This is a genomic window from Pseudomonas nunensis (assembly GCF_024296925.1).
Lineage (GTDB): Bacteria > Pseudomonadota > Gammaproteobacteria > Pseudomonadales > Pseudomonadaceae > Aquipseudomonas > Aquipseudomonas nunensis.
Genome location: NZ_CP101125.1, coordinates 4,737,973 through 4,755,961, shown reverse-complemented (window position 1 = coordinate 4,755,961; position 17,989 = coordinate 4,737,973). Strand labels below are relative to the sequence as shown.

Below are 17,989 nucleotides of genomic sequence, written 5' to 3'. Positions count from 1 at the left end.
AGGAGGGCGATTAGCCCGCCACCAACACCCGAATCGCTTCCAGTCGCAGCGCAGCCTTGTCGAGCATGGCTAGGCCTTGCTCGCGTTGATTGCGCAGGGCCACCAATTCGCTGTCGCGCACGGTCGGGTTGACCGCTTGCAACGCGGTCAGGCGCGCCAGTTCTTCGTCGGTGTCGGCGGCCAGGCGACGTTGCGCCTCAGCCACACGCTCGGCGTGACGCGGGGCGATCTTCTCTTCGCCGGCGTTGATCCGTGGCGTCAACTGATCGCGCTGGGCCTGGATGAACTTGTTGGCGCTAGCACGCGGTACGCTTTCGAGTTGATCGTTCAGGGTCTCGAACGACACCCGGCCCGACAAGTCATTGCCATTGGCATCGAGCAGGCAGCGCAGGGCGGCCGGCGGCAGGTAACGGCCCAGTTGCAGCGAACGCGGGGCGACCACTTCGCTGACGTAGAGCAGTTCCAGCAACACGGTGCCAGGTTTCAGCGCCTTGTTCTTGATCAGCGCCACGGCGGTGTTGCCCATCGAACCGGACAGCACCAGGTCCATGCCGCCCTGCACCATCGGGTGTTCCCAGGTGATGAACTGCATGTCTTCGCGAGACAGCGCCTGGTTGCGGTCGTAAGTGATGGTCACGCCTTCGTCGTCGCCCAGCGGGAAGCTGGCGTCGAGCATTTTTTCGCTCGGCTTGAGGATCAGGGCGTTTTCCGAATGGTCTTCGCTGTCGATGCCGAACGCATCGAACAGGGTTTCCATGTAGATCGGCAGGGCGAACTGATCGTCTTGCTCAAGGATGTCCTCGACCAACTGATCGCCTTCGCCCGAACCACCGGAGTTGAGTTCCAGCAAACGGTCACGACCGGTGTGCAGCTCGGCTTCCAGACGTTCACGCTCGCTGCGCGCTTCGTCGATCAGTGCTTGCCACTCGCCATCGTCAGCGTTTTCCAGCAGCGGCAGCAGGCGCGAGCCGAACTGATGCTGCAAGGCGTTGCCGGTCGGGCAGGTATTGAGGAACGCATTCAGCGCTTCGTGATACCACTGGAACAGGCGCTCTTGCGGGCTGGTTTCCAGGTACGGCACGTGCAGCTCGATGATGTGCTTCTGGCCGATCCGGTCGAGGCGACCGATACGCTGCTCCAGCAGGTCCGGGTGCGACGGCAGATCGAACAGCACCAAGTGGTGCGAGAACTGGAAGTTGCGACCTTCACTGCCGATTTCCGAGCAGATCAGCACTTGCGCGCCAAACTCTTCATCGGCGAAGTAAGCGGCGGCGCGGTCACGTTCGAGGATGTTCATGCCTTCGTGGAACACCGTGGCCGGGATGCCGGAACGCACGCGCAGGGCGTCTTCCAGGTCCATGGCGGTTTCGGCGTGGGCGCAGATCACCAGCACTTTGGTGCGCTTGAGCATTTTCAGCTGATCGATCAGCCACTCGACGCGCGGGTCGAATTTCCACCAGCGTTCTTCTTCGTTGGCGTCCGGCTGGGCCTGGAAGCTGACTTCCGGGTACAGCTCGGCGTGATCGCCCAGCGGCAGTTCGAGGTATTCGTCCGGGCATGGCAGCGGGTACGGGTGCAGTTTGCGCTCCGGGAAACCCTGCACGGCGGCGCGGGTGTTGCGGAACAGCACGCGGCCGGTGCCGTGGCGGTCGAGCAGTTCACGCACCAGACGGGCGCTGGCTTCGACGTCGCCATCGTTGACGGCGGTCAGCAGCGCTTCGCCTTCGTTACCGAGGAAACCGTGGATGGTCTTGTGCGCTTCTGGCGACAGGCGACCTTTATCCAGCAACTCCTGAACGGCTTCGGCCACCGGGCGATAGTTTTCGCTTTCGGCGCGGAAGGCGTGCAGGTCATGGAAGCGGTTCGGGTCGAGCAGGCGCAGACGCGCGAAGTGGCTGTCCTGACCCAGTTGTTCCGGGGTCGCGGTCAGCAGCAACACGCCAGGAATGACTTCGGCCAGTTGTTCGACCAGCGAGTATTCCGCGCTGGCCTTTTCTTCGTGCCAGACCAGGTGGTGGGCTTCGTCGACCACCATCAAGTCCCAACCGGCGGCGAACAGCGCGTCCTGGGCCTTCTCGTCGTCCACCAGCCATTCCAGTGCAACCAGTGCGAGCTGGGTGTCTTCGAACGGGTTGGCGGCATCGCTTTCGATAAAGCGTTCTTCGTCGAACAGCGCGACTTGCAGGTTGAAGCGGCGGCGCATCTCCACCAGCCACTGATGCTGCAGGTTCTCTGGAACCAGGATCAGTACGCGGTTGGCGCGGCCCGACAGCAGTTGGCGATGGATCACCAGACCGGCTTCGATGGTTTTACCCAGGCCCACTTCGTCCGCCAGCAAAACCCGTGGCGCGATACGGTCAGCGACTTCACGGGCGATGTGCAATTGGTGCGCGATTGGTTGCGCACGTACGCCGCCCAGGCCCCAAAGGGAAGATTGCAGCTGACGGCTGGTGTGTTCCAGGGTGTGATAACGCAGGGAGAACCAAGCCAGCGGATCGATCTGCCCGGCGAACAGACGGTCGCTGGCCAGACGGAACTGAATGAAGTTCGAGAGTTGGGTTTCCGGCAGGGTCACCACTTCGTTTTGCGCGTTGAGGCCGTGGTAGACCAGCAGGCCATCGACATCGTCGACTTCCTGTACGGTCAGTTTCCAGCCTTCGAAGTGAGTGATCGAGTCACCCGGGGAAAACCGCACACGTGTGAGGGGCGCATTCCGTAGCGCGTACTGACGAGTGTCGCCAGTGGCCGGATAGAGCACGGTCAACAAGCGGCCGTCCTGTGCCAGAACGGTGCCCAAACCCAGCTCGGCTTCGCTGTCACTAATCCAGCGTTGCCCCGGTTGATACTGCTGCGCCATGCTGCCTGACTCCCACCTTGAAAAAGCGGGCTATCTTAACGGAATGAGCCTTCAGGGCCAAAGGATAACTCGCGTCGGTGCGGGTGAAGGCCGCGATTTTTCGATGTTCGGGAACACCTGAGTTCTGTGTTGTCGGATAAAACATCGCTGCTCGCGCGTGCGCTGGTTCACAACTTTGCGACCGATGGCTCAAGTCGCCGCAGCAGCAGCCGACAGCCTGATGACAGGAGACTAATAATTATGCTGCAACCGATGCTCCCCTTGAGTGCCGTGCCGATCACCTCTCAGCAGGACCCGATCCGCCAGCGCCCGGACATTCCGCCGGTCGTGCCTGTGCAGGAAAGCTCCAGCGAAAGCACGATCGACCTGCAAAAGCGCGACCCGGAAGAGGCCGCCCTGCAACTGCGCGAGGAACAACGCCGCCGCCAGGAACAGGATCGCCGTCGCCATGAAGCCGACGCAGACCCGGAAGTCCACCTCGCGATCCCCGGTGACGAGCTCAATGCCGACAACACCGTGCCGGTCGTGCCGCTGATCGAAGACGAACCGCGTCAGGGCCTCTGGGTCGATATCCAGATCTGAAGAACGACCCCGCCCGTGAGCTGCCGGAGGCTGCGATCTTTTCAATCGCCGCCCACGCCTGCCAGTTCCCGCAAACTCCCGAGCAACACCTCAATCTCCTCCTCAGTATTCAAATAACTCAGCGCAATCCGCGCAATGCTCTCCAATCCGCGAGCCTGCATGTCCAGCGGCGTATACGCCACGCCATTGGCGCCGATATTGACCCCGCCTTGTGCCAGCCGTTGCTTCAGTTCGACACTGTCCCAACCCTTGAGCGTAAACGCGATCAGCCCGGATTGATGATCCGCCGGGCCGAGGTTGTGCAGCGTCAGGCCGGGGATCGTCATCAGGCGTTCGCGCAAATCTCGGCTGAGCGAATCAATCCGCTGGCGAATCTGTGCCAATCCCAAACCGTTGCATTCCTCCAGTGCATTGGCCAACCCGGCCAGTAACGCCACGGAGACTTCGCTGGTTTCAAAGCGCCGCGCATCGCCACGCAGGGCGAAGCCATCGCCGTCCCAAGGGGCGGAAAGCACATCAAGTTGCGTGGGTTTCAGCCGCTGCATAAATCCCGGCCTTATATACAGCAGCGCCGTACCTCGCGGCCCACGCAGGAATTTGCGCCCGGCACCCTTGAGCACATCGCAGTTCAGCGCCTGCACATCGCAAGGCAGTTGCCCCAGCGCCTGGCCGGCGTCGATGAAATAAGCGATGCCGTGCTCTCGCGCCACAGCACCAATCGCCTCGGCGGGGTTGATCAGGCCACTGTTGGCGGGGAGCCAGGTCAGGGCAATCAGCTTCACCTTCGGGTCAATCATTTGTTGAAGAGCGGTCACCGACACGGCGCCCGCCTCATCGCAAGGAATCACTTCCAGTTGCGCCCCGGCGCCGACAGCCTGGGCGATGCACGCCAGATTGCCGCCCCATTCGTGGCGACCGATCAGAATTCGGTCGCCGGCCTGCCACGGTCCTAGCGCATTGAACGCCATGCCCCAGGCCGCCGAGCCGCTGCTGGCGAAAGCAATGGCCTCGGGCACGCTATTCAGCAGTTTGGCCGCCGCTGTTCGGGCGCGGGCCTGGATGGTTTGATCGGCGGCCTCCATCGGGCCGCCGAGGGCTTCGCGCTGTAATTGCTCAAGAATGGCGTCGAGGGTCGCCTGGCTGGGCAATGAAGCGCCAGCGTGGTTGAAGTGAATCACGCTGGCGCAACCTGGAGTGGCAGCCCGCAAACGCTCCACTTCGGCGCGATTCATGGACGCAGCTCGAATATCGCGTCAACTTCAACCGCCACACCAGCGGGCAGGCTGGACACGCCGACCGCTGTGCGTACGTGTTTACCTTTCTCGCCGAGGGCGTTGACCAGCAGGTTGGACGCGCCGTTGGCTACCGCGCTCTGGTTCTTGAAATCACCGGCGCTGGCGATGAACACGCCGAGGCGGATGATGCGCACCAGTTTGCTCAGGTCATCGCCCAATGCGTCGCTTAATTGCGCCAGCAGACCGAGGGTCGCAAGTTCGGCGGCGTTGACGCCTTCTTCGTCGCTGATCGACTCACCCAGGCGTCCGATGAACGCTGGCTTGCCGTCGAGCAAGGGAATCTGCCCGGAAATGAATAGCTGGTTCTGACTGACGACATGGCTGACGTAGTTGGCGACCGGCAGGCTCGGGGTTGGCAGGGCCAGGCCGAGTTTTTGGACACGTTGGGCGAGTGAGTCGGTCATGTTGAATCCTCCTGAATGAGGGGTTCAGCATGGTGGCGCCGCACAGGTGAAACAAACGGATAGATTTAATCCGACGTATTCAAATGGCTCATGTGTCGGCGATGTCGTTCAGCCATTCGCCGAAACATTCGGCGGCATGGCTCGGCGGGCGATCCGGGGTGACCAGCCAATAGCCGATCTCGCTGCTGAATGGCGGGGTGTCGAAGGCTGACACCAGCGCTCCTTCCTTGAGTCGGCGCTCGATCAAGCGCTTGCGACCCATCGCGATACCCTGGCCGGCCACAGCGGCTTCGACCACGATGTTGTAATCGTGCAGCATCACGCTGGGGTAGGGGGCGAGGTCGATGCCGTTTTGCGCGCTCCAGTCGATCCACTCGAAGGGCTGCAGAGATTTGGCCATCAGCAGCGGACCTTTGTCGACACCTTGGGCCTTGAACGCCGGGCTGCATACCGGCGTGAGTGTTTCTCCCATGAAGCGCCGGGCCCGAACCTTGGGCCAGCCGCCCTTGCCGTAACGGATGGCGAGGTCCACTTCGCCGCCATTGACGTCGGCCAGTTGCACCGAAGGCAGCAACTCCACATGAATGTGCGGGTGGCGCGCATTGAACCCGGCCAGTCGCGGCGCCAGCCATAAGGTCGCGAACGACGCGAGCAGGCCGATGCGCAGGCTGGTTTCCTGGTGTTCATTGCCTCGCAGGTCGCGGGTGGCCGAGGCAATGGATTCCAGCGCGGGTTGGATCTTGCGGTAATAGGTTTCGCCGGCCGGCGTCAGATCGATGGCCCGGGTACGCCGGATAAACAGTCGCTGGTTGAGGAATTGCTCAAGTTTTTGGACCTGATGGCTGATCGCACTTTGGGTTACCGACAACTCATCGGCAGCCTTGATAAAGCTCAAGTGGCGGGCCACGGCCTCGAAGGCGCGCAGGGCCATCAAGGGCGGCAGATCCTGATGCAATTCCACGGTCGGTCCTTAAAGGCTGTCTGTAGCAAAGCGCCGATTGTGCGGTGAAAAACCGGCGTGAGCACATATTTTGTTAATGCCCCGTTGTGCGGTGACTGGTCAGCGCGGGCGCCAGACCGCATTATTGGCGCAATCCCGACTGAACGTCCTTTTCCAGCGATGCACTGAGCGCCATGAGCCAAGACGACAAACTGATCGACCTGAATGCCGAACGTGCCAAGCGCGTTCATGACCTCAACGACAAGCGCCTGAACGAAGTGCGCCAGGCCTTCGAACAGGCCATGCCGTTGGGTAAAGCGAAGAAAAAGCCGAAGAACAAACCGAAAAAGCGTTGAAACCCCCTGCATCGTTTGATGCAGGTCAGTTATTTCCCCTCCTTTACGCCCAGTCTCGGGCGACATTGATCCCGGTCAATTTTCTCTCCAGCCCGATTGGTTAACTTAGCCCCATCGCAACAGGGCAAGTGCAGGAGGCCAGTCATGTTTTTCGACAACGTGGTGATCGCCGGAGTGCTGACAGTCGGCCTCATGGTTCTGTTTTTTGCAGGGTTTGGATATTTCATCTGGAAGGATTCGCATAAGCGCAAACCGTAGTTCTTTCCAGAGCAATGAGCACGCAAGGCATTTTGGGCAACTTCGGTTGCCCTTTTTTTTGCCTGTAAAAATCTCTCTCCCTACACAAATCCCCTGTGGGAGCGGGCTTGCTCGCGAAAGCGGTGTGTCAGGCAATATTAATGGGGACTGACACGACGCCTTCGCGAGCAAGCCCGCTCCCACAGGGGATTTGTGGTATCTGGAGGAAAGCAGCAGACATGAAAAAGGCGCGAACCTTACGGAACGCGCCTTTTTCGTTGCAGCGATGGATCAGCTACCCAGCGCCTTCGACGCCAGCCAGAACAGGCCAGCCGACAGGGCCACTGTAGCGGGCAGGGTCAGGACCCAGGCCAGCAGGATGGTTTTGACCGTGCCACCTTGCAGGCCGCTTTTGTTGGCGACCATGGTGCCAGCCACGCCCGAAGACAGGACGTGGGTGGTGGACACCGGCAGGCTGAAGATGTTGGCCAGGCCGATCATACAAGCGGTGGTGATTTGCGCCGACATGCCTTGTGCGTAAGTCATGCCTTGCTTGCCGATCTTCTCGCCGATCGTCAACACCACGCGTTTCCAGCCGACCATGGTGCCCAGGCCCAAGGCCAGGGCGACCGCCAGAATCACCCAGAACGGGGCGTATTCAGTGGTGGTGGTCAGGTCTTTGCGCAGCTTGTCCAGGTCAGCCTTTTCACGGGCTTGCAGGCCAGGCAACTTGGCGACTTTACGGGCTGTGTCGTCCAGGCAGAGCAGGTAGCGACGCACTTCGATGCGGCTTTCTGCCGGCAGCGAATGGTAGTCGGCTACACCTTTGAGGGTGTCGAGCAGGGCGCTGATGGTCGGTTCGGTCTGTTGCGGGTTGCAACGGAATTTCTCCGGCAGATCGCCTTCAACGCTTTTGCCCAGGGCCAGGAACTCACCCAGGGTGTCAGCGTTGCGCTTGTAGAACTGGCTCAAGTGCAGGGTCGCATCGCGGGTGCGTTCGATCTGGTAAGTAGTGCTGCTCAGGTCGAGAACGAACTGCGCCGGCACAATACCGATCAACACCAGCATGATCAGGCCGATGCCTTTCTGGCCATCGTTGGAACCGTGCACGAAGCTCACGGCCATGGCCGAAATCACCAGCACCAGGCGATTCCAGAACGGCGGGTGCTTCTTGTCATCGAGCTTGCGGCGCTGGTCCGGCGTCTTGTGCATCTTCGACAGCGGACGCCACCATTTAAGGCCGATCAACACCAGTGCGGCCACGATGAAGCCGGCCATTGGCGAGAACACCAGGGACGCGCCGATATCGATCGCCTTCTGCCAGTTCACGCCGTCGGCCAACGGAATATCGTTGATCAGGGCGTTTGCCAGGCCGACACCGAGGATCGAACCGATCAGCGTGTGGGAGCTGGAGGCAGGGATACCGAAGTACCAGGTGCCCAGGTTCCAGGTGATGGCGGCGGCGAGCAACGAGAACACCATGGCCAGTCCGTGTCCGGTGTTCACATTGATCAGCAGCTCTACCGGCAGCAAATGGACGATGGCATACGCCACACCCACACCGCCCAGCAGAACGCCGAGAAAGTTGAACACACCGGAAAAGAACACCGCCAGATGAGGCGGCATGGCTTTGGTGTAGATAACAGTGGCCACCGCGTTTGCAGTGTCATGAAAGCCGTTGATGAACTCGAAGGCGAGGACAAAGGCCAGGGCGAGCAAGAGGCTCACAAGCACCCAAGCATCTAGTCCGCTGAATAAATCGATCATGAAGGTTTTCTGACCCGGTCGTAAGGGGGCGCGATTATGCCAGAAAAGACTGGAAATCGATGCACTAGCTGCTCATCGGTAACATTCTTCAACGAATTAGTTTGTAGCAAAGCCCTAAGCCCCAGGTTTTTACTGGGTTTTGCAACTCGTTGATTTTATTTGAAAAGTGACTGGCCACAAGGATTTCTCTCGAGGACACGAGAGGCGAAAACGCTTGTGTGAAATATCTGAGAAGAGGGTCGGACATGCGCCATTTGCCTCATCCGGTGGATGAGGTGGCCGCTGCCCGCTTGTAGCGGGCGCGAAAGGCATGGTCGCTACACCGCGCTTTTAGCGGATGCAGACGCAGACCCTTGAAGGATTCAGGCCGGACCGGTCAAGGCTCTTCGGCTTTGAGTTCCTTTTCCATCTTCTGCAGTTCTTGGCTGAATGCCTGATCCTGAACGGTGGCGCGTTTACGCCAGGGCTTGCGCTCCGGTTCGGGCTGAGCGGCGTAGGTGGTGACTTCCCCGCCGTAAACTTCCTTGTAACGTTGTTCCTGGCGCTCAAGTTCCGCGCGCAGTTCGTCTTTCGTCACAGTGCTACCTGTTTGAGTTGAGATAAATTCTGGTGAAACGCGCTGCATCGAATTTATTGACCACGTTCGTCGAAAGGACAATACCTGAAAGGGCATCGACTTTTTAACGACACAATAATCAACACTTCCATGTTGCAGGCGGCCACGGCACCAGAGAAAAACAGCTGACGTAGCTTCAGTATCCAGTTTCAGCGCGCGCGTTGGCGGTGCATATCAAATGAGCGTCAGGCGCTTGCTGCGGGCGGCGGCGATGGGACATCGCGCTCCGGGTGGCGTAATCGGCAAGTAAGAAACCGGCTGGCCACTGAGGTGCATTATAGCGGTCGATTCGAAGAACACTATCTCCGAAGAGTTAAAAGTGGTTCCTGGTGTGTGATGATTTTGTTACTCGCAACTTTTACGGGTAATTAGAGTATTCCCGGGTGCCACTTTTCAGCGATCTGTTTCTGGCGCCAACAAGTCGGACAAGTTCTAACCGTTACAGTTATCTCTAAGTCTGCAGCGCTCATGAGTAAGAACAACCGCCTCGCGCACCTCGGTCGTCGATTGCGATTATCGGTCGATGGTTCGATAATCGCCCAATCTTGCTGCCGGCGGCTTGTGTCCCGGCCGGGAGCCGCTTGTAATAGCCACTGATCCGTAGGGAAAGGACCTGATATGAACGATCAACTGCGCAACTCCTTCGCTTCAGTGGCGCCGCCGATCGTGGCCTCGCCGGCCAAGCGAATCCAGGCCATGACCGGCGACCCGGACTTTATGACCTCACTGGCCCGTGGCCTGGCGGTGGTGCAAGCGTTTCAGGAACGCAAGCGCCACCTGACCATCGCCCAGATCAGCCACCGCACGGAAATTCCCCGCGCTGCCGTGCGACGTTGCCTGCACACCCTGATCAAACTCGGCTACGCCACCACCGACGGACGTACCTATTCGTTGCTGCCCAAAGTCCTGACCCTGGGTCATGCCTACGTGTCGTCGACGCCATTGGCGGTGTCTGCTCAGCCGTACCTCGACCGTATGAGCGAGCAACTGCATGAGGCGTGCAACATGGCGACCCTGGAAGGCGATGACATTCTGTACATCGCCCGTTCGGCAACGACCCAGCGCCTGATTTCCGTGGACCTGTCGGTGGGCGGGCGCCTGCCGGCTTATTGCACGTCCATGGGGCGGATTCTGCTCGCGGCGCTGGATGACACGACGCTGGGCGAATATCTCGATCATGCGGAGTTTCAAGCCAAGACCAGTCGCACCTTGCACACCCCTGAGGCGTTGCTCGAATGCCTGCAAGAGGTGCGGCAACAAGGCTGGTGCATCGTCGATCAGGAACTGGAACAGGGCCTGCGCTCGATTGCGGTACCGGTGTACGACGCGTCTGGCCAAGTGGTGGCGGCGCTGAATGTCAGTACTCACGCCGGGCGCGTCAGCCGCAACGAACTGGAGCAACGCTTCCTCCCTGGCTTGCTGAGCGCCAGCCGCGATCTCAGTGCGCAACTGTTTGCCTAAGCAGTCTTCACCTAAGCTGTTCGATAAACGCACAGAGTCGCGTTTATCGAATTGACGCTGTTTCCCTCGGATCATTAATGTCGCGGCAGCGTCATCCGGCGCTGTTGGCCCTCGGTCACGCTGGACGACGACCCCCCAATAATAATGAGAAGAGGCCACGCGCTCCTGGCGTGGAATAAAAATAATGAACCAGCCTCAGTCTGCTGTAGGTAACTGCCTTGATGTGCAGTCCTTCATCAACGCCCAACCCATCTCGCGCTACCAGTGGCGAGTGGTGATCCTGTGTTTCCTGATTGTCTTCCTCGATGGCCTCGACACCGCGGCCATGGGTTTCATTGCGCCGGCCCTGTCCCAGGACTGGGGCATCGACCGCGCCAGCCTCGGCCCGGTGATGAGTGCCGCGCTGATCGGCATGGTCTTCGGCGCACTCGGTTCCGGGCCATTGGCTGACCGTTTCGGGCGAAAAGTCGTCCTGGTGGGCGCGGTCTTCCTGTTCGGCATCTTCAGCCTGGCCTCGGCCTACAGCAGCAACGTCGATCAATTGCTGGTGCTGCGTTTCCTCACCGGCCTGGGCTTGGGCGCGGGCATGCCAAACGCCACCACGCTGCTGTCGGAATACACCCCGGAGCGCAAGAAATCCCTGCTGGTGACCAGCATGTTCTGCGGCTTCAACCTCGGCATGGCCGGCGGCGGATTCATTTCCGCCAAGCTGATCCCTGCGTTTGGCTGGCACAGCCTGCTGTTGATCGGTGGGATTCTGCCGCTGATCCTTACCGTCGTATTGCTGTTCTGGCTGCCGGAATCGGCGCGTTTCCTTGTAGTCCGTAACCGCGGCACCGACAAAGTACGCAAAACCCTGGCGCCGATTGATCCGGTGGTGGTGGCCCAGGCCTCCAGTTTTAGTGTGCCGGAACAGAAAACCGTGAAGGCCCGCAATGTGTTCGCGGTGATTTTCTCCGGCACTTACAGCACTGGCACCTTGCTGCTGTGGCTGACCTACTTCATGGGCCTGGTGATCGTTTACCTGTTGACCAGTTGGTTGCCGACGCTGATGCGTGACAGCGGCGCGAGCATGGAGCAGGCCGCGTTCATCGGTGCGTTGTTCCAGTTCGGCGGGGTATTGAGCGCGGTCGGCGTAGGTTGGGCGATGGACCGGTTCAATCCGCACAAGGTCATCGGCAGTTTCTACCTGTTGGCCGGGGTGTTTGCCTACGCGGTCGGGCAGAGCCTGGGACACATCACGCTGTTGGCGACGTTGGTGCTGGTGGCGGGGATGTGCGTCAACGGTGCGCAATCGGCGATGCCTTCGCTGGCGGCACGGTTCTATCCGACCCAGGGCCGGGCGACCGGCGTCTCGTGGATGCTCGGGATTGGTCGCTTTGGCGCGATTCTCGGGGCGTGGATGGGCGCGACGTTGTTGGGGTTGGGCTGGAATTTTGAGCAGGTGCTGACGGCGCTGGTGATCCCGGCGGCATTGGCGACCACGGCGGTGGTGATCAAGGGCATGGTCAGTCATGCGGATGCGACCTGAAGCAGGTTTCTGATTCTTCGTTGAATGTGAGGGCCTCTTCGCGGGCAAGCCACGCTCCTACAGGAATATGCATAACCCTGTAGGAGCGAGGCTTGCCCGCGAAGCTTTTAAAGGTCGATAGCCAAACAACAATCTGTTCGATAAACGAACACTCAGTCGATTATCGGATTGTTTGGCCATTTTCTGCGGCTTACTCTTCAGTGACTTCGGCGCTGAACCTCGCGCCTTTTTCTTCCACTGTCGGTAAACAACAAAACGGGAGCCTGCCCCATGGCTGAAATCCTTTCGCTGCATGACGCGGTGAAGCAATTCGTCAACGACGGCGATACCGTCGCGCTCGAAGGCTTCACTCACCTGATTCCGACGGCGGCGGGTCATGAAATCATTCGCCAGGGCAAGAAAGATCTGACGCTGGTGCGGATGACGCCTGACTTGATCTACGACCAGTTGATCGGTGCCGGTTGTGCTCGCAAGCTGATTTTCTCCTGGGGCGGTAACCCTGGCGTGGGTTCGCTGCACCGTCTGCGTGACGCGGTCGAGAAACAGTGGCCGCATCCTCTGGAAATCGAAGAACACAGCCACGCCGACCTGGCGAATGCCTACGTCGCCGGTGCCTCCGGCCTGCCGTTCGCGGTGCTGCGTGCCTACGCCGGTTCCGATCTGCCGAAGGTTAACCCGCTGATCAAAACCGTCACCTGCCCGTTCACCGGCGAAGTGCTGGCCGCCGTGCCTTCGGTGCGCCCGGACATCACCGTGATTCACGCGCAGAAAGCCGACCGTAAAGGCAACGTGCTGCTGTGGGGCATTCTCGGTGTGCAGAAGGAAGCGGCGCTGGCCGCCAAGCGCTGCATCGTCACCGTCGAAGAAATCGTCGATGACCTCAATGCACCAATGAACTCCTGCGTGCTGCCAACCTGGGCCTTGAGCGCGGTCTGCCATGTGCCTGGCGGCGCGCATCCGTCCTACGCCCACGGTTACAACGAGCGCGACAACCGTTTCTACCAGGCCTGGGACCCGATTGCCCGGGACCGTGACACCTTCACCGCGTGGATCAACGAATACATCCACGGCTGCGCTGACTTCAGCGAGTTCCAGGCCAAGCTGGCCGCTGCTTCGGAGGCCAAGTAATGACTTACACCACGAATGAAATGATGACCGTCGCCGCCGCCCGCCGTCTGAAGAACGGTTCGGTGTGCTTCGTCGGCATCGGCCTGCCGTCGAAAGCCGCCAACCTGGCGCGGCTGACGTCTTCGCCGGATGTCGTCCTGATCTACGAATCGGGTCCGATCGGTGCCAAGCCGAGTGTATTGCCGCTGTCGATTGGTGACGGCGAGCTGGCGGAAACCGCTGACACCGTGGTGCCGACCGGTGAGATTTTTCGCTATTGGTTGCAGGGCGGACGCATCGACGTCGGTTTTCTCGGCGCGGCGCAGGTTGACCGCTTCGGCAATATCAACACCACGGTCGTGGGCGATTATCACCAGCCGAAAGTCCGTCTGCCGGGTGCCGGTGGCGCGCCGGAGATTGCCGGTTCGGCCAAGAGTGTGTTGATCATCCTTAAACAGTCGGCGCGTTCGTTTGTCGACAAGCTCGACTTCATTACCTCGGTCGGCCACGGCGAGGGCGGCGATTCGCGCAAGCGTCTGGGCCTGCCGGGCGCCGGTCCGGTCGGCATCATCACCGACCTGTGCATCATGGAGCCGGAAGCCGAAACCCATGAGTTCGTGGTCACCGCGCTGCATCCGGGCGTGACCCGCGAGCAAGTGGTCGCGGCCACCGGTTGGGCGATTCGTTTTGCCGAGCACGTTGAAAACACTGCCGAGCCCAGCGAGATAGAACTCAAGGCGCTGCGGGATCTTGAAGCCCGCACCGCTGCGGCCCACGGCCAAGCACCCGGAGAAGCGTGATGCGTGACGTTTACATCTGCGACGCGATTCGCACGCCCATCGGCCGTTTCGGCGGTGGCCTGTCAGCGGTTCGCGCCGATGACCTGGCCGCCGTGCCGATCAAGGCCTTGATGGAACGCAACCCGTCGGTTGACTGGAATGCAGTGGACGAGGTGTTCCTCGGCTGCGCCAACCAGGCCGGCGAAGACAACCGCAACGTAGCGCGTATGGCGCTGCTGCTGGCGGGTCTGCCGGAAAGCATTCCCGGCGTCACGCTCAATCGCCTCTGCGCGTCGGGCATGGACGCCATCGGCACCGCGTTCCGCGCGATTGCCAGCGGCGAAATGGAGCTGGCGATTGCCGGCGGCGTCGAGTCGATGTCCCGCGCGCCGTTCGTGATGGGCAAGGCCGATGCCGCGTTTTCGCGCAACATGAAGCTGGAAGACACCACCATCGGCTGGCGTTTTATCAACCCGTTGATGAAAGCCCAGTACGGCGTCGATGCGATGCCGCAAACCGCCGACAACGTGGCGGACGACTACGAAGTGTCGCGCGAGGATCAGGACGCTTTCGCCCTGCGCAGTCAGCAGCGCACCGCCGCCGCGCAAGCCGCAGGATTTTTCGCTGAAGAAATCGTTGAAGTGCGGATTGCCCACAAGAAGGGCGAATCCGTGGTGACGCAGGATGAACATCCACGCGCCGACACCACCCTGGAAACCCTGGCCAAACTCAAACCGGTCAACGGCCCGGACAAAACCGTCACTGCCGGTAATGCTTCCGGTGTGAATGACGGCGCGGCGGCGCTGATTCTGGCGTCAGCCGAAGCGGTGAAGAAACACGGACTCACTGCCCGCGCCAAAGTGCTGGGCATGGCGAGCGCCGGTGTGGCTCCTCGGATCATGGGCATCGGCCCGGTGCCCGCAGTGCGCAAACTCACCGAACGCCTCGGTCTGGCCGTTAGCGATTTCGACGTGATCGAACTCAACGAAGCCTTCGCCAGCCAAGGTTTGGCGGTGTTGCGTGAACTGGGGATCGCCGACGATGCAGCCCAGGTCAACCCGAACGGCGGCGCGATTGCCTTGGGTCATCCACTGGGCATGAGCGGTGCGCGTCTGGTGCTGACCGCGCTGCATCAGCTGGAAAAGACCGGTGGCAAGAAAGGTCTGGCAACCATGTGCGTCGGCGTCGGCCAAGGTCTGGCACTCGCGATCGAACGCGTCTGACCGCCGCCGACTAATAAGAACAGAGGAAAAGCGAAATGACTGACAAGCCTGGTTACCGTCGTCCGAAGGAAGGCACCCAGCCGGAATACCTGCACCCGACCTATCAATCCACCAACCGTCGCGCGCCGTCCAAGCCATTGGTGTTTTTGCCGCATTCGCTGTCGGAAATCACCGGCCCGACCATTGGCGCCGAGCGCATCAATGAGCAGGACAACGACCTGACCGCCCAGCACAACGGCGAGCCATTGGGCGAGCGCATCATCATTCACGGTCGCGTGCTGGATGAAGACGGCTTGCCGGTGCCGGGGATTCTGGTGGAGATCTGGCAGGCTAACGCCGCCGGTCGCTACAACCATGCCCGCGACCTGCATGACGCGCCGCTGGACCCGAACTTTACCGGCACCGGTCGCACCGTGACCGACGCCGATGGCTGGTATCAGTTCCAGACCATCAAGCCCGGCGCCTATCCTTGGGGCAACCACCACAACGCCTGGCGCCCGGCGCACATCCATTTTTCGTTGTTCGGGCCTAGCATCCTGACGCGGCTGGTGACCCAGATGTATTTCCCGGGTGACCCGTTGCTGGCCTATGACCCGATCTACAACTGTGTACCCGATACCAGCGCCAAAGAGCGTTTGATTGCCAGTTTCGACCTGGAAAAAACCATTCCTTCCTATGCCCTCGGTTATCGCTGGGACATCGTCTTGCGCGGCCGTGAAGCCACGCCGATGGAGAAATAAGATGACGCTGAACGCGACCACGTCCCACACCGTCGGGCCGTATTACCACATCGGCCTGACCTGGCTGAACCGCGAAGATCTGACCGTCGAACAAACCCTGGGCCAGCGCGTGGCGATCACCGGGCAAGTCGTCGATGGCAATGGCGATTTCGTCAACGACGCGATGCTGGAAGTCTGGCAGGCCAACGCCGCCGGCAAGTACGACCACCCCGAAGACGAACAGGACAAACCCCTGGACCCGAACTTCGAAGGCTTTGGCCGGGTGCCGGTGGATGCCGAAGGGCGCTTTCGTTTCACCACGATCAAACCCGGTACGGTTGAGGGTTTGAACGGCACGACCCAGGCGCCGCACTTGGTGGTATTGGTGTTTGCACGTGGGTTGGTGAAGCACCTGCTGACGCGGATTTACTTTGACGGGGAGCCGGCGAACGTGGCGGATCCGTTGTTGGAGTGCGTGCCGACAGATCGTCGCGATACCTTGCTGGCAAAGGCTGATGCGTCCGGTGTTTATCAGTGGAATGTGATTTTGCAAGGCACCGATGCCGAGACGGTGTTCTTCGATTATTGAGTAAACACCACAACCCCTGTGGGAGCGGGCTTGCTCGCGAAGGCGTCGTGTCAGTCGACATCAACATTGACTGACCCACCGCTTTCGCGAGCAAGCCCGCTCCCACAGGGGGGATTGCGTTGCCTTATGAAACTGCGGAACGGGACTGTTGCGAAGTGTGTCTAGACTCTCACTGTCCCCATTGAGTGAAAAACAATGACAACTACCACTGCTTCTACAGAGCACTACACCGGGGAAGAGCGCAGCAAGCGCATCTTCGCCATTGTCGGCGCTTCGTCCGGCAACCTGGTCGAATGGTTCGACTTTTACGTTTACGCCTTTTGCGCCATCTACTTCGCGCCTGCTTTTTTCCCCTCCGATAACCCCACGGTGCAGTTGGTTAACACCGCCGGTGTGTTCGCTGCCGGGTTCCTGATGCGGCCCATCGGTGGCTGGATTTTCGGCCGTGTGGCGGACAAGCACGGGCGCAAAAATTCGATGCTGATTTCGATTCTGATGATGTGCTTTGGCTCGTTGCTTATCGCGTGCCTGCCGACCTACAAAGACATCGGCGTGTGGGCGCCAATCCTGTTGCTGTTCGCGCGCCTGCTCCAGGGCTTGTCGGTGGGCGGCGAGTACGGCACCACCGCGACCTACATGAGCGAAGTCGCCCTCAAGGGCCAGCGCGGTTTCTTTGCCTCGTTCCAGTACGTGACGCTGATCGGCGGGCAACTGCTGGCGGTGTCGCTGGTGGTGATCCTGCAACAGTTCCTCACCGAAGATGACCTGCGGGCCTACGGCTGGCGAATCCCGTTCGTGGTCGGTGCGGTGGCGGCGGTGATCTCGCTGTTCCTGCGTCGCTCGCTCAAGGAAACCACCAGCAAGGAAATGCGCGAAAACAAGGACGCCGGCAGCATCATGGCGCTATTCCGCGACCATAAAGCCGCGTTCATCACCGTGCTTGGCTACACCGCCGGCGGCTCGCTGATTTTCTACACCTTCACCACGTACATGCAGAAATACCTGGTGAACACCGCCGGGATGCACGCCAAGACCGCCAGTTACATCATGACCGGCGCGCTGTTCCTTTATATGTGCATGCAGCCGTTGTTCGGCATGCTCGCGGACAAGATTGGCCGGCGTAACTCGATGCTCTGGTTCGGTGCCTTGGGGACGCTGTTCACCGTGCCGATCCTGCTCAGTCTGAAAAGCGTCAGCAGTCCGTTCCTGGCGTTTGTGCTGATCACCGTGGCGCTGGCGATCGTCAGTTTCTACACCTCGATCAGCGGCCTGGTAAAAGCCGAAATGTTCCCGCCGGAAGTACGCGCTCTGGGCGTTGGCCTGGCGTATGCGGTAGCGAATGCGATCTTCGGTGGTTCGGCGGAATACGTCGCCCTGAGCCTCAAAGCCGTGGGCATGGAAAACTCCTTCTACTGGTACGTCACGGTGATGATGGCGGTGGCGTTCCTGTTCAGCCTGCGTCTGCCCAAGCAAGCGAAGTATTTGCACCACGACCTTTGATCTTTACCCGTGGGCCCCAGCGGCCC

17 protein-coding genes are annotated in these 17,989 nt (G+C 60.4%); 11 read left to right on the top strand and 6 right to left on the bottom strand.

All coding sequences use genetic code 11. The features are described from left to right. Nucleotides 1-10: 10 nt before the first annotated feature. Nucleotides 11-2,857 (bottom strand): RNA polymerase-associated protein RapA, encoded by a 2,847-nt coding sequence (rapA, locus tag NK667_RS20845; RefSeq protein ID WP_054046907.1) that lies wholly within the window; start codon nucleotides 2,855-2,857, stop codon nucleotides 11-13. Nucleotides 2,858-3,097: 240 nt separating this feature from the next. Between rapA and NK667_RS20840 the strand changes: the two genes are divergently transcribed. After that, nucleotides 3,098-3,439, top strand: a complete 342-nt coding sequence (locus tag NK667_RS20840) for a hypothetical protein (protein WP_054046905.1) — start codon at nucleotides 3,098-3,100, stop codon at nucleotides 3,437-3,439. Between the two features lie 41 nt (nucleotides 3,440-3,480). On the opposite strand, the gene NK667_RS20835 is transcribed toward NK667_RS20840, so the two are convergent. The 3 genes from NK667_RS20835 to NK667_RS20825 form a co-directional block, all read right to left on the bottom strand. Then, entirely contained in the window at nucleotides 3,481-4,671 is a 1,191-nt protein-coding gene (locus NK667_RS20835; protein ID WP_054615934.1) for an aminotransferase class V-fold PLP-dependent enzyme, read from the bottom strand. Continuing rightward, complete coding sequence (locus NK667_RS20830) at nucleotides 4,668-5,138, bottom strand: RidA family protein (protein ID WP_054615933.1); 471 nt, start codon at nucleotides 5,136-5,138, stop codon at nucleotides 4,668-4,670. The genes NK667_RS20835 and NK667_RS20830 overlap by 4 nt, the downstream gene beginning before the upstream one ends. 88 nt (nucleotides 5,139-5,226) lie before the next feature. Then, nucleotides 5,227-6,099: a LysR substrate-binding domain-containing protein gene (locus NK667_RS20825; protein WP_054615932.1), complete on the bottom strand. Its 873-nt coding sequence runs from the start codon at nucleotides 6,097-6,099 to the stop codon at nucleotides 5,227-5,229. A 173-nt stretch (nucleotides 6,100-6,272) separates the two neighbouring features. Here NK667_RS20825 and NK667_RS20820 point away from each other — a divergent pair, with 173 nt between their 5' ends. Both NK667_RS20820 and ccoM read left to right on the top strand, forming a co-directional pair. Beyond that, nucleotides 6,273-6,434 (top strand): hypothetical protein, encoded by a 162-nt coding sequence (locus NK667_RS20820; RefSeq protein WP_008016476.1) that lies wholly within the window; start codon nucleotides 6,273-6,275, stop codon nucleotides 6,432-6,434. A 144-nt stretch (nucleotides 6,435-6,578) separates the two neighbouring features. Next, nucleotides 6,579-6,692 (top strand): cytochrome c oxidase subunit CcoM, encoded by a 114-nt coding sequence (gene ccoM, locus NK667_RS32670; protein ID WP_054046898.1) that lies wholly within the window; start codon nucleotides 6,579-6,581, stop codon nucleotides 6,690-6,692. Between the two features lie 270 nt (nucleotides 6,693-6,962). On the opposite strand, the gene NK667_RS20810 is transcribed toward ccoM, so the two are convergent. Beyond that, nucleotides 6,963-8,438 carry an inorganic phosphate transporter gene (locus tag NK667_RS20810; protein WP_054046896.1) on the bottom strand — a complete coding sequence of 492 codons (1,476 nt, stop codon included), beginning with the start codon at nucleotides 8,436-8,438 and terminating at the stop codon, nucleotides 6,963-6,965. Nucleotides 8,439-8,814: 376 nt separating this feature from the next. Next, the gene (locus NK667_RS20805) at nucleotides 8,815-9,015 is read right to left on the bottom strand and encodes a hypothetical protein (protein ID WP_007903846.1); all 201 of its coding nucleotides are present in this window, start codon (nucleotides 9,013-9,015) and stop codon (nucleotides 8,815-8,817) included. 657 nt (nucleotides 9,016-9,672) lie between these two features. On the opposite strand from NK667_RS20805, the gene pcaR reads away from it, so the two are divergent. The 8 genes from pcaR to NK667_RS20760 all read left to right on the top strand — a co-directional run bounded on the left by pcaR (nucleotide 9,673) and on the right by NK667_RS20760 (nucleotide 17,963). After that, nucleotides 9,673-10,515: a pca regulon transcriptional regulator PcaR gene (gene pcaR / locus NK667_RS20800; RefSeq protein WP_054046895.1), complete on the top strand. Its 843-nt coding sequence runs from the start codon at nucleotides 9,673-9,675 to the stop codon at nucleotides 10,513-10,515. Between the two features lie 184 nt (nucleotides 10,516-10,699). Further along, nucleotides 10,700-12,046 carry a 4-hydroxybenzoate transporter PcaK gene (pcaK, locus tag NK667_RS20795; RefSeq protein ID WP_054615931.1) on the top strand — a complete coding sequence of 449 codons (1,347 nt, stop codon included), beginning with the start codon at nucleotides 10,700-10,702 and terminating at the stop codon, nucleotides 12,044-12,046. A gap of 270 nt (nucleotides 12,047-12,316) precedes the next feature. After that, complete coding sequence (locus NK667_RS20790; protein WP_054046891.1) at nucleotides 12,317-13,174, top strand: CoA transferase subunit A; 858 nt, start codon at nucleotides 12,317-12,319, stop codon at nucleotides 13,172-13,174. Further along, nucleotides 13,174-13,953: a CoA-transferase subunit beta gene (locus tag NK667_RS20785; RefSeq protein WP_054046889.1), complete on the top strand. Its 780-nt coding sequence runs from the start codon at nucleotides 13,174-13,176 to the stop codon at nucleotides 13,951-13,953. Before NK667_RS20790 ends, NK667_RS20785 begins: the two co-directional genes overlap by 1 nt. Beyond that, nucleotides 13,950-15,155, top strand: a complete 1,206-nt coding sequence (pcaF, locus tag NK667_RS20780; RefSeq protein WP_177331447.1) for a 3-oxoadipyl-CoA thiolase — start codon at nucleotides 13,950-13,952, stop codon at nucleotides 15,153-15,155. Before NK667_RS20785 ends, pcaF begins: the two co-directional genes overlap by 4 nt. A 35-nt stretch (nucleotides 15,156-15,190) precedes the next feature. Next, nucleotides 15,191-15,895: a protocatechuate 3,4-dioxygenase subunit beta gene (pcaH, locus tag NK667_RS20775; protein WP_054615929.1), complete on the top strand. Its 705-nt coding sequence runs from the start codon at nucleotides 15,191-15,193 to the stop codon at nucleotides 15,893-15,895. Nucleotide 15,896: 1 nt separating this feature from the next. After that, a complete protein-coding gene (pcaG, locus tag NK667_RS20770; RefSeq protein WP_054615928.1) occupies nucleotides 15,897-16,463 on the top strand; it encodes a protocatechuate 3,4-dioxygenase subunit alpha in 567 nt (188 codons plus the stop codon). Nucleotides 16,464-16,658: 195 nt separating this feature from the next. Beyond that, on the top strand, nucleotides 16,659-17,963 hold the full coding sequence (locus NK667_RS20760) for an MFS family transporter (RefSeq protein ID WP_054046882.1): 1,305 nt from the start codon (nucleotides 16,659-16,661) through the stop codon (nucleotides 17,961-17,963). Nucleotides 17,964-17,989: the final 26 nt, after the last annotated feature.